At 63.9% G+C, this 11,634-nt stretch carries 10 protein-coding genes and 1 tRNA gene; 9 read left to right on the forward strand and 2 right to left on the reverse strand.

Features of this window, described 5'->3' with window-relative positions; genetic code table 11:
- Positions 1–512: 512 nt before the first annotated feature.
- Positions 513–602, reverse strand: a tRNA-Ser gene (locus tag C7I55_RS22045).
- 107 nt (positions 603–709) lie between these two features.
- Here C7I55_RS22045 and C7I55_RS22050 point away from each other — a divergent pair.
- The 8 genes from C7I55_RS22050 (at position 710) to C7I55_RS22085 (ending at position 8,412) form a co-directional block, all read left to right on the forward strand.
- Positions 710–1,765: a lytic murein transglycosylase gene (locus tag C7I55_RS22050; protein WP_106515412.1), complete on the forward strand. Its 1,056-nt coding sequence runs from the start codon at positions 710–712 to the stop codon at positions 1,763–1,765.
- 86 nt (positions 1,766–1,851) lie between these two features.
- The gene (locus C7I55_RS22055; protein WP_106515210.1) at positions 1,852–3,024 is read left to right on the forward strand and encodes a D-alanyl-D-alanine carboxypeptidase family protein; all 1,173 of its coding nucleotides are present in this window, start codon (positions 1,852–1,854) and stop codon (positions 3,022–3,024) included.
- Positions 3,025–3,029: 5 nt separating this feature from the next.
- A complete protein-coding gene (gene tmk / locus C7I55_RS22060) occupies positions 3,030–3,653 on the forward strand; it encodes a dTMP kinase (protein WP_106515211.1) in 624 nt (207 codons plus the stop codon).
- A 28-nt stretch (positions 3,654–3,681) separates the two neighbouring features.
- Positions 3,682–4,668 carry a DNA polymerase III subunit delta' gene (locus C7I55_RS22065; RefSeq protein ID WP_106515212.1) on the forward strand — a complete coding sequence of 329 codons (987 nt, stop codon included), beginning with the start codon at positions 3,682–3,684 and terminating at the stop codon, positions 4,666–4,668.
- Between the two features lie 52 nt (positions 4,669–4,720).
- The gene (gene metG, locus C7I55_RS22070) at positions 4,721–6,277 is read left to right on the forward strand and encodes a methionine--tRNA ligase (RefSeq protein WP_106515213.1); all 1,557 of its coding nucleotides are present in this window, start codon (positions 4,721–4,723) and stop codon (positions 6,275–6,277) included.
- A gap of 1 nt (position 6,278) precedes the next feature.
- Positions 6,279–7,052, forward strand: a complete 774-nt coding sequence (locus C7I55_RS22075; RefSeq protein WP_106515214.1) for a TatD family hydrolase — start codon at positions 6,279–6,281, stop codon at positions 7,050–7,052.
- Entirely contained in the window at positions 7,052–7,816 is a 765-nt protein-coding gene (locus C7I55_RS22080; protein WP_106515215.1) for an MBL fold metallo-hydrolase, read from the forward strand. The genes C7I55_RS22075 and C7I55_RS22080 overlap by 1 nt, the downstream gene beginning before the upstream one ends.
- A complete protein-coding gene (locus C7I55_RS22085) occupies positions 7,813–8,412 on the forward strand; it encodes a retropepsin-like aspartic protease family protein (protein ID WP_233222354.1) in 600 nt (199 codons plus the stop codon). Before C7I55_RS22080 ends, C7I55_RS22085 begins: the two co-directional genes overlap by 4 nt.
- A 252-nt stretch (positions 8,413–8,664) precedes the next feature.
- Here the strand turns inward: C7I55_RS22085 and C7I55_RS22090 are convergent, their stop codons facing one another.
- Positions 8,665–10,086, reverse strand: coding sequence for a PAS domain-containing sensor histidine kinase (locus tag C7I55_RS22090; protein WP_158266539.1), 1,422 nt, complete (start codon positions 10,084–10,086; stop codon positions 8,665–8,667).
- Between the two features lie 764 nt (positions 10,087–10,850).
- On the opposite strand from C7I55_RS22090, the gene mazG reads away from it, so the two are divergent.
- Positions 10,851–11,612: a nucleoside triphosphate pyrophosphohydrolase gene (gene mazG / locus C7I55_RS22095; protein ID WP_106515217.1), complete on the forward strand. Its 762-nt coding sequence runs from the start codon at positions 10,851–10,853 to the stop codon at positions 11,610–11,612.
- The last annotated feature ends 22 nt before the right edge of the window (positions 11,613–11,634 follow it).

The raw sequence follows: 11,634 nt of genomic DNA on the forward strand, positions 1-11,634 counted from the left end.
TCGCGAAGATCATTTGAATAAGGCCGCGTCATCCATGCTGGCCTCCTTCCAGCCAGCACCTTGAATCACGATCCAGGCCCTTTGGGAATCCCCTGCCAGATTCACAGAAAAATGATCATGCTCTAGCCGCCATTGCTGCCGATCCCGTCCGGAACTGCCGTTTAGCCGGACAAACCGGGGGCGCGGGCGCCCCGCCGTCCAAGACAGAAGGCGGCAAAGACAGCGAAGCCGATCGCAGTGATTCGTCTGATGAACTCCGCCCATGTGGGCGGTCTCTTGGTCCCGGCACTCATGGACGCAGGATCGATGGCCCCTGCGTCTCGCGGCGCCGGTCCAAATGGCCGTCGTTCAAGGCCGTCGCTGGCCGAGTGGTCACTGGACCCTAGGTCCGGAGGCACCGGGTCGACCTCCTGGCGATGGCTTCGATCTCGGGCGAGAATCGCGCGACACCGAGAAGAGGAGATTTCCGCCGAGACTATTGGCCTTCATTGCCCGGACCCGAATCAGGAAATTGGCGGATGGGGTGGGATTCGAACCCACGGTAGGCTTCCACCTACGGCGGTTTTCAAGACCGCTGCCTTAAACCACTCGGCCACCCATCCGTTGAATTTGCCTCTATGCTGCTTAAGGCCGCTCGTGCAAGCGGCGCGGCAAGCGGAGTATCGAAGCTTCGGCGGCTGTGGCAGAGGGATCAGGCGGAGGCATGTTCATGCGTATTCTCATCAAATCGGCGGCGGCGGCGCTCGCATTCGCTCTGCCTCTCGGCGGAAGTGCGGTGACGCCAGCATTTGCACAGACCGGAGGCTATACCTCTGCCGGTTTCCAGACATATCTGCCGGAACTGAGGGCACAAGCGCTTCGCGAAGGTGTAAGCCGCCGCACGGTCGACCAGGTCTTCCCGACGCTGGTGTTCAGCGCGCGAACGATCGAACTCGATCAGGCGCAGCCGGGCGGCACCTCGGGTTCGGTCTCGACGCCGCCGTTCGCGCCTTACCGGCAGCGGCACGTCAACCCGGCCCTGATCAGCGGTGGCGCCCGCCGCTACGCGCAGAATCTGCCGCGCCTACAGGAGATCGGCCGGCGCTACGGCGTCACGCCGTCGGTGCTCGTCGCCATCTGGGGCCATGAGACCAGCTATGGCGCGGTCACCGGCGACTTCGACCTGCTCAATTCGCTCGCCACCCTGTCCTACGAAGGCCGTCGCCGGGCGCTTTTCTCCAGCGAGTTCGTCGCCGCCCTGAAGATGATCGATCGCGGCGTCCCGCGCAGCCGTCTCAAGGGCAGCTGGGCGGGCGCGACCGGCTATCCTCAGTTCCTGCCGTCTGTTTACCTGCGGGTCGCCGCCGACGGCGACGGCGATGGTCACGCCGACATCTGGCAGAGCCAGGCCGACGCCTTGGCTTCGATCGCCAATTATCTCAGCAACGCCGGGTGGAAGCCGAATACGCCTTGGGGCGTGGCAGTGCGTGTTCCGGCGGGCTTCGACCGGTCGGCGCTCCGATCCCGCGTTACCTCGCCGCGATGCCAGCGTGTCCATGAGCGGCATACACGCTGGATAACCGTCGCCGAATGGCGCCGCATGGGCATCGTCCTCGAAGGCAGTGCCTGGCCGCGGGACACCGAACTCGCCTCCTTGCTCGAGCCGGACGGTCCTGGCCAGACCGCCTATCTGCTGACCACCAATTACCGCACGATCCTCGATTACAATTGCTCGAACTTCTATGCTTTGTCGGTCGGCCTGCTTGCCGACGCGGTCTCGCGCTGAACGCTGGCGAAGCGCGGGCCAAGCGGTTAAGATCGCGCCGATTGCGTGCCAAGCCGTCCATTCGTACCAAGGATTCTGTTCAAGCCATGAAGCGTAACGCTCTCATCATCCTGGCTTTCGGGGCCGCCATCTCACTTCCCGCGAGTGCTGCGGCACCGCCGTTCGATACGGCGGCCAAAGTCGCCTTCATGATCGATCTCTCGTCGGGCGCCGTTCTTTACCAAAAGAATGCGGACGTTCGGATGCCGCCGGCCTCGATGGCCAAGATGATGACGAGCCACATCGCGCTCAATCTGCTCGAGAAGGGCGATCTGAAGCAGAATCAGATGTGCACGGTGCGGCCGGAGACCTGGCAGAAATGGCACGGCCCGGCCGCGGGCTCGACCATGTTCCTTTCACCCGGAGAACAGGTCAGCGTCGACAATCTGCTGAAGGGAATCGTGACTCTGTCGGGCAACGACGCCAGCGTCGTGCTCGCCGAGTGCATCGCCGGTACCGAAGAAGCCTTCGCGGCCCTGATGAACGAGGAGGCGAAACGCCTCGGCATGACCAACTCGAATTTCGGCAATTCGAACGGCTGGCCGGACGAGGGGGTGACCTATACGAGCGCGCGCGATCTTGCGAAGCTCGCCGAAGCGACGATCGAATCCACCCCCGATCTCTACAAGCGCTACTACGAGTTGCAGAATTTCACCTGGGGCAAGACCTTGGGCTCCGGGCAGGCCATTACCCAGGCGAACCGAAATCCGATCCTCGGGCGGATTCAGGGCGCCGATGGCCTCAAGACGGGGCATACCGAAGAGGCCGGCTATGGCTTTACCGGCTCCGCGGTGCAGAATGGCCGGCGCATCATCATGGTCGTCGCCGGGCTGTCGAGCTTCAACCAGCGGATCGAGGAATCGGTCAAGTTCATGGACTGGGGCTTCCGCGCCTGGAAAGCACAGCCTTTGTTCAAGGCGGGCGAGAAGGTGGCGGATGCCCAGGTGCAGCTCGGCGGTGAGGACACGGTCGGACTTGTCGCGCCGCGCGACCTCGCCGTCACTGTTCCGGCAGGCCTCGTCAGCGGCAAGATCAAGGTCAAGGTCGCTTATGACGGTCCGATCAAGGCGCCGTTCAAGAAGGGACAGGCCGTTGCGCAGCTGATCGTGCAGAGCGGCGACACGCCACCGCAGGTGATGCCGCTGGTCGCCGACCGAGACGTCGGCGAGGCGGGCTTCTTCGGACGCATCTGGGCGGGGCTCGCCTCGCTGTTCGCCTGAACGAGGTGCGCGGCCGCTTCATTTCCCTCGAAGGTGGCGAGGGCGCCGGGAAATCCACGCAGGTGAAGCGTCTTGCCGCGTTCCTGCGGTCCCGCGGCCTCGATGTCGTCGAGACCCGGGAACCCGGCGGGAGCCCAGGCGCCGAGGCGATCCGGCGTCTTCTGCTGGAAGGCACGGACGAGCGCTGGACCCCCGAGGGCGAGGCGTTGCTGTTCGCCGCGGCGCGCGCGGACCATGTCGCGCGCACCATCAGGCCGGCGCTCGCGCGTGGCGCCTGGGTATTGTGCGACCGCTTTCTCGACAGCTCGCTCGCCTATCAAGGCGGTGCCGGCGGTCTTGGTGCGGAGGCGATCCGGAAACTTCACGCCGTCGGAAGTGGCGGCTTCCTGCCTGATCGCACCTTGCTTATGGAGCTTCTGCCCGCGGCTGCAGCGGAGCGGCTTGCGCTACGTGACGCAGAGGGATCCGACCGGATCGGTGGCCGCGGCGAGACCTATCATGCCGGCGTCGCCTCTGCCTTCGCGGCGCTTGCCGATGCCGAACCCGACCGCTTCCGCCGGATCGATGCGAGCGGCAGTGCCGAGCAGGTGACGCAGCGCCTGATCCGGGCGATCGAGGATTTGCTGTGAGCGGCGCGGTTGTCGGGAGCGGAACGCGATGACTCCGCTTTACGGTCATGACACGGCGGTCGCTTTCTTTCGCGACAGTCTCGACAGCGGGCGCCTGCATCATGCGTGGCTGGTCACGGGACCGGAAGGGATCGGGAAGGCGACCTTCGCCGCCAAGGCCGCGCTTCGCGTCCTTGCCGCGGGGCAGGGGGAGGTCGATGCACCCAGGCTCGACGTTCCCGATGCTCATAACGCGGCGAAACTGTTCGCGGCCGGATCGCACCCGGACCTGATGAGCCTCGAGCGGCTGGTCAAGGAGAACAGCACCACCGGCGAGCTCGCCCGCTCGATCAGCGTCGACCAGGTCCGCGGCCTCCAGCGGCTGTTTTCGACCACGGCGTCGCTCTCGCCCTGGCGGGTGGTCATCATCGACTCGATCGACGATCTCGAGCGCAACGCCGCTAACGCCTTGCTCAAGAGTCTTGAGGAGCCGCCAGCGCACAGTCTGTTCCTGCTGGTCAGCCATGCCCCGGAGCGACTGCTTCCGACCATCCGCTCGCGCTGCCGCCTGCTGCGGCTTGCTCCGCTCGACGAGGTGGCGATGGAAGGGGCGCTGCGTGCTGCACTGCCTGATGCCGACGACAGTGAGATCGCTGATCTCAAGGTGGCCGGCCACGGCTCTCCGGGACGGGCGATCGCCTTTCGCGGGCTCGACATAGCAGGTCTCGATCGCGCCATGCAGACGATTGCGCGCGAAGGTGATCCGACCAACGCGCGCCGGGTTGCGCTTGCCCAGAGCCTCGCTCTCAAATCCGCTCAGCCACGCTACGAGGCATTTCTGGCGCGCGCACCGTCGTTGATTGCGGCGCTGGCGCGCGAGCGGCGCGGCGCGGCCCTGGCCGAAGCCATTCGTCTGTGGGAACGCGCCCAATCGCTTGCGGCCAGCGCACGCGGTCTCTCGCTGGAACCGGAAAGCGTCGTGTTCGAGCTTTTGGGCATGCTCGCTACGCTCGCCGCCGAGCCGGGGCGCGCATAACCGCGCAACTCGCTCTACCGCACCCGCCGGTCAGTCGCTAAAGCCCCGATTCATGTCCGATCCTTTCTATATCACCACCGCAATCAGCTATCCCAACGGCCGGCCCCATATCGGCCACGGTTATGAAGCGATTGCCGCCGATGCGATCGCCCGCTTCCACCGTCTCGCCGGGCGCGACGTCTTCTTCATGACCGGCACCGACGAACATGGATTGAAGATGGCGCAGACCGCGCGCGACCGAGGCATCACGCCGGCCGAACTTGCGTCAGAAATGTCGTCTCTTTTCCGCGCGATGGACGAGCGACTTGAGGTTTCCTTCGATCGTTTCATCCGCACCACAGAACCGGACCATCACCGCGCCAGCCAAGCCATCTGGCAGGCCATGGTCGACCGCGGCGACATCTATTTGGGTCGTTACGAAGGCTGGTATTCGGTCCGCGACGAAGCCTTTTACGACGAGAAGGAGCTCGTCGACGGAGAAGGCGGCGAGCGTTTGTCGCCGCAGGGAACGCCGGTGGAGTGGACGGTCGAGGAAAGCTGGTTCTTTCGCCTGTCTGCGTACCAGGAACCGCTGCTGCAACTCTATCGCGAGCAGCCCAATTTCATCCGCCCCGAGGCGCGCCGCAACGAGGTGATGCGCTTCGTCGAAGGCGGCCTCTCGGATCTTTCGGTTTCCCGCACGAGCTTCGACTGGGGGGTCAAGGTTCCGGGCTCCGAAAATCACGTAATGTATGTCTGGGTCGATGCCCTCACCAACTATCTCACCGGCATAGGTTATCCCGACAATACAGATACTTATACGAAATTCTGGCCAGCCGATCTGCATATCATCGGCAAGGACATCGTGCGGTTCCACGCGGTTTACTGGCCAGCATTCCTGATGTCAGCGGCGCTCCCCTTGCCGAAGCAGGTGTTCGGACACGGCTTCCTGCTCCACCGTGGCGAGAAGATGTCGAAGTCGGTCGGCAACGTGGTCGATCCGCTCGAGCTCGCCGATGCGTTTGGCGTCGATCCGCTTCGCTATTTCCTGCTCCGCGACGTCACCTTCGGCCAGGACGGAAGCTATAGCGCGCAGGCCATCGTCACCCGCGTCAACGCCGATCTGTCGAACAGTTTCGGGAACCTGGCGCAGCGCACCTTGTCGCTCATCGCCAAGAATTGTGACGGAGTCCTGCCCAGCGGCGGACGCGGCGAGGCTGCGGACGAAGAGTTGCTGGATTTTGTGAGAGGCACGGTTCGCGACGAAGTGCCGGCCCTGTTCCGCGATCTCGCACTCGCGCAGGGAATCGAATCGTGGCTACGGGCGGTCTTCGCGTGCAATCAATATATTGACGCACAAGCACCATGGGCGTTGCGCAAGACCGATCCGGAGCGGATGCTGGCGGTACTCGAAACGCTTTACCAGGCGATCGCTGATCTGGCGGTTTCGATCACGCCGATCATTCCGTCCTCTGCCGCAAAGCTTCTTGATCAAATGGGCATCCCGCCCGGAGAGCGAGATCTCGCAGCACTGGCCGATCCAGGCCGCTATTCCCGGCTCACCGCCTCGGGCTTCACGCTCCAGGCGCCCACGCCGCTTTTTCCCAGGCTCGAAGCGCCGGCGGAGTAAGATGTTCATCGATAGCCATTGCCACCTGAACTACAAAGGCCTGGTCGAGACGCAGGGCGCTGTTCTGGAGCGCGCCCGCAGTGCCGGAGTCGAGCAGATGCTCAATATCTCCACCCGGCGATCCGAATGGGATGACGTCATCGCCGTCGCCGAACGCGAGCCGGACGTCTGGGCATCGGTCGGCATCCACCCGCATGAAGCAGACGCCCATGTGGACGTCGACACGGCGTTGCTGGTCGCACGCGCAGCCCATCCGCGTGTCGTCGGCATCGGCGAGAGTGGTCTCGATTATTATTACGACCACTCCGATCGGGAGCGGCAGCGGGCAAGTTTCCGTGCCCATGTCGCCGCATCCCGCGAGACCGGTTTGCCGATCATCGTCCACACCCGGGAAGCCGAGGCGGACACGCACGAAATCCTTGCCGATGAGATGGGGAAGGGCGCCTTCACCGGAGTGATCCACTGCTTCACCGCAAGTGCCGATTTCGCCGAGAAGGCGCTCGCGCTGGGTCTCTACATTTCGATTTCCGGCATCGTGACGTTCAAGAATGCCAAGGATCTCCAGGAAACGGCAAGGAACATCCCGAGCGATCGACTGCTGATCGAGACCGATTCTCCGTTTCTCGCCCCGGTTCCGCATCGCGGACGCCCGTGCGAGCCGGCCTATGTCGCCGATACCGCGCGCTTCCTCGCCGCTCTGCGCGGCGAGCCGCTTGAAGCGCTCGCGGGACAGACCAGCGCCAATTTCCGTACGCTTTTCTCGAAGGCGGCCTGATGGACGTTCGCATCCTCGGTTGCGGAACTTCGTCCGGCGTTCCCCGCGTCGGCAATGATTGGGGTCAATGTGATCCGCGGCAGATCCGCAATCGTCGCCGCAGGGTCTCGATCCTTGTCCGGCACGAACGCGCGTCGATCCTGGTCGACACCGGCCCGGATCTGCGCGAGCAATTGCTCGACGCGCAGGTTTCGGGTGTTGATGCGGTAATCTGGACGCATGACCATGCCGATCATGTTCACGGCATCGACGATCTCCGGCAGCTCTATCACGCGCGTGGGCGGCCGGTGATCGGCTATGCCCGCCAGGACACGCTGGACGTGATCCAGGATCGCTTTGCCTATGCATTCGACGGGAAGGGGGGCTATCCCCCGGTCGTGGAAGCCAATGTCCTGCCCGATCATCTGAACGTAAGCGGCATTTCGGTCCAGACCGTGGACCTGCCGCACGGCAGTATTCACAGCGCGGGGCTGCGCTTCGACGCGGGCGGCGGCACGATTGTCTATACGACCGATTTCAACGAGCTGACGGACCAGATGGCCTATCGCCTTGAGGATGCCGATCTGTGGATCGTCGATGCGCTGCGGCGTCGACCGCACCCGACTCATCCCCATCTCAGCCAGGTTCTCGCGTGGGTTGCGCAGCTTAAGCCCAAGCGAACTTTGCTGACCCATCTGGACAACAGCATGGATTACGACACGTTGCTCGCCGAGCTGCCCGAGGGTGTGGAGCCTGCCTATGACGGGCAGGAAATCGCACTTTGAGCTCGAACGGCGACGACGCCCTGACGTTCGTCTACCTGCTGTTGCTGCTCGTTCTCGTCGCGAGCGCATTCATGGTGCGTCGTGTGCCGATCGGCCTGGGGCTCAAGATGGCAGCGGCCTGGGTGGCGATCTTCCTGGTCTTGTTCATCGGCTTCACGCTCAAGGACGATTTCGTCGCGCTTGGCAAGCGTATCCTGAATGACGGCGGCGGCGAGGCGCAGGTCGCTGCCGGCGAGGCGCTCCGCATCCGTAAATCGCTCGACGGTCACTTCTGGGTCACCGCCCGCGTCAACAATGAGAACGTGCGGTTCCTCGTCGACAGCGGCGCAACCGTCACGAGCCTCTCGGCCGAGACGGCCGCACGTGCGGGGATCGTCGGGTCGGGGGGCATGCCCGTGCTGGTGGATACCGCCAACGGAATGGTGCAGGCCCAGCGGGGCCGTATCGAGGAGATTCAGATCGGCGCGATCCGCCGGCGCGATCTGCCGGTGCATATTGCCGAGGCGTTCGGCGACACCGACGTGCTCGGCATGAACTTCCTGTCGTCCCTCTCCAGCTGGGGCGTCGAGGGGCAGTGGCTCATCCTCCGGCCCTGAGCGGCAAGCCTCCGTTGGCGCCGGGTTGCGCGAGGTTAGTGGTCATTCGGATCGGGCCGGCGCCGCCGCGGCCTCCCGCTACCGCGGACTGTGCAATGTCTGGATTCAATATGCGCGCATCGCTGGGCGATGCCGCTGACAGGCGACTATAGGATCGAAGGCGAGTAGCGGCTTCGCGGCTGATGCGCGAGAGGACCGGTGATGGCACCATTCGGAGCACGGGATCACGTGCCGGAAGGCTGTCTCCCGCGTTCAGCCGAGCCGGGAAGTCTCCAAAACCGCGGGTGCTTCGGGCATGCGCAGGCTGAAACGGAAGGTACAGCCGCCTTCCGGCTCGTTGTGCGCCGAGATTCGGCCGCCATGAGCCTCGATGATCGTCCGGGAAATCGACAGGCCCACACCCATGCCACCGGCTTTCGTTGTCGTGAACGGCTCGAACAAGCGCGCAAGTGCGTCGCCGGAGAGGCCGGGGCCGCTGTCCTGGACGGAGATGTCGACCATGTTCCCGATGCGCGTTGCGGCGATCCTCAGCATCCGGGTTGGAGACTCGGCCATTGCCTCCGCAGAGTTGCGAACGAGGTTGACGAGAACCTGCTGGATCTGGATCGGATCGGCCAAGGCAAGGAGGGACGGGGGAACTGAGACCTTCACCTCCGGCTGCCGTTCCGCGAAATCAATCAAGCCCAGCTTTAGCGCATCGTCAACCAGGTCGACGATGCGGACCACCTCCGTGCGTGCGGTCTCGCGCGCGCACATGCGGCGGAGCCGGCGGATGATGTCGCCTGCACGCAGGCTGGCGCCCTTGATCGCCGTCAGCGCACCGACGATCGGATCGTCTTGCGCGGCTTCGCGCTGTTTGCAGACGATCTCCGCCGTCGCGGCATAATTGGAAATGGCGGTGAGCGGTTGGTTAAGCTCGTGGGCGAGGGTCGACGCCATCGTTCCCATCGCGCTGACCCGCGCAACGTGGATCAACTCCGAGGTGAGCCTACGGACCTTGTCCTCGGCATCCACCTGGTCGGTGATGTCGGTACCCTCGCTGAACACGCCGATGATCCTCCCTTCGGCGTCGCGATACGGATGCGCAACCCAGTTGACCACGCGTTCGAACCGCGGATCCTCATAGTGTTCGGAGAGGTTAACGCGGACCCGGCGCGCTGAATACGGAACGCCCGTGCGGTACACTTCGTCCATGATCGGGATGATGCCGATCCGCAGCACGGACGGGAAAAGCTCGGCGACCTCGCGTCCGATCAGACGATCGCGGCTTCGCTGCACCAGCGCCTCATAGGCCGAGTTCACGAACTCGAACCGATGCTCTGGTCCGCGCGAGATCGCCATGAAGCTCGGGCTTTGCTCGAACAGATTGTGTAGGCGATCCCGGTCGTTCTCGACGCGCAAGCGCTCCGCAGTCTCGATCGCGGTTCGTGCGGCTGATTCGCGTCGAAGGTCCCGCGCCCGCAGCACCAGCAAGGCCGTTGCGCAAAGGCCCGCGAAGAAGACGATGACCAGCAATTCGTCGAGTTCCCATTGCTCGTGCGCAGCGCTGAAGGTGGTGAGCGCCTCGAAGCCGTCGTAGCGGATCGACAGGATCGTCAGCAGGGCGCCGGTGACGACGATCCATACTCTCTCGCCACGCTTGGCAATGAACTGAGCCCAGCCCCGATCGATCATGAAGAATCCCCCACGCCGCGCGGCCACAAGCGCGCATTCACTATGCCGATGCCGCAAGCATCCTGACGCGCGAGCGATTAACCTCCAGACCACAAGCGACTCTGAATGCATAACTCAGTAATTCCCCTCTCGCCGACGCAGCGTCTACAGATCCGGTGGGATGGTTGGACCCAGATTGTTCAGGAACGCGCTCTTGAAACCGGCTTCCGTGATCGATGCCGCGAGCGTTTCGCGCCGGACACTGTCGAACGCGCTCCTCGTGAATTGTATGTCGGCATACTTCACGCTCAGCCCATGCTCGTCGGGAACGTCTCCGTCCTGGATGTTCAGCGCCGCGACGCACCCCGACGCCTCGAGCGCATTGCCGGCTGGCGATCAGCGACACGAAATCGCGCAGGTAGAGCACGAGCCCGTTGATCTCCGAGGCGGTGACGAACCGGTCAGGGATGGCGGCGTCGCCATCGCAGGTTGATCAAAGCAATCGGGCGTCCTGCTGTAAGCGACGTCTGATAGGTGCGATCAACTGCCAGTGATCAGCGCAATCGGACATCAGATTGCGAATTCGAACGACGAGCAGATTTGCTTGTGGGGGGAGCAGGACGACGGGCGCGCCCGATGCCAGCGACGCACATGGCTGAGCTCGTGCTCGTTGTCTGATCCTCGGGTTTACCGGAGAAGAGGAGCGATATAGGTCACGTCGTCCACTGTCCGTCAAGGCCAGGATTTTACATAATGTATATTATCACACTTTGCGAGGCGCGCTGATGAATGGCCCTTCCGGTGAGGCTTCCCCGCTGCACGAGCTCGTCACGATCATGGAGCGGTTGCGGGATCCGGAGAGCGGCTGTCCATGGGACCGCGAGCAGACCTTCGAAACAATCGCCCCATACACGATCGAGGAAGCCTATGAGGTCGCCGACGCGATCGGACGTGGCGACATGGCCGATCTCCAGGACGAACTGGGAGATCTGCAGCTTCAGGTCGTCTATCACAGCAGGATCGCCGAGGAGCGCGGCGCCTTCGCGCTCGACGACGTCATCCGCGCGGTCAGCGCCAAGATGATCCGGCGGCATCCGCACATCTTCGGCGGCGCCGCCGAAAGCCCCGGCTGGGAAGCGATCAAGGCCACCGAGCGCGGCTCCAAGCAGGATGCCAGCGCGCTTGCCGGTGTCGCGCGCGCGCTGCCGGCGCTGAAGCGCGCGGAGAAGATCCAAGCACGCGCCGCGCGCGTCGGCTTCGACTGGCCGGACATTTCGGGCCCGCGTGCGAAGATCGACGAGGAAATCGCCGAGGTCGAAGCCGCGGTCACCGATGAGGAACGGGAGTCCGAGGTGGGCGACCTGCTCTTTTCCGTGGTGAATTATGCCCGGCACCTCGGCATCGACCCGGAAGCCGCCCTTCGAAACGCCGTCGAGCGCTTCGAGCGTCGTTTTCGCAAGGTCGAAGAGATTGCCGATAAACCCCTGAAAGAGATACAGATCGAAGACCTCGAGGCGCTGTGGCAACAGGCGAAGCGCATCATCTGACGCCGCCCGGTCTTCGTTCGGG

This window comes from Allosphingosinicella deserti (assembly GCF_003012735.1).
GTDB lineage: Bacteria > Pseudomonadota > Alphaproteobacteria > Sphingomonadales > Sphingomonadaceae > Allosphingosinicella > Allosphingosinicella deserti.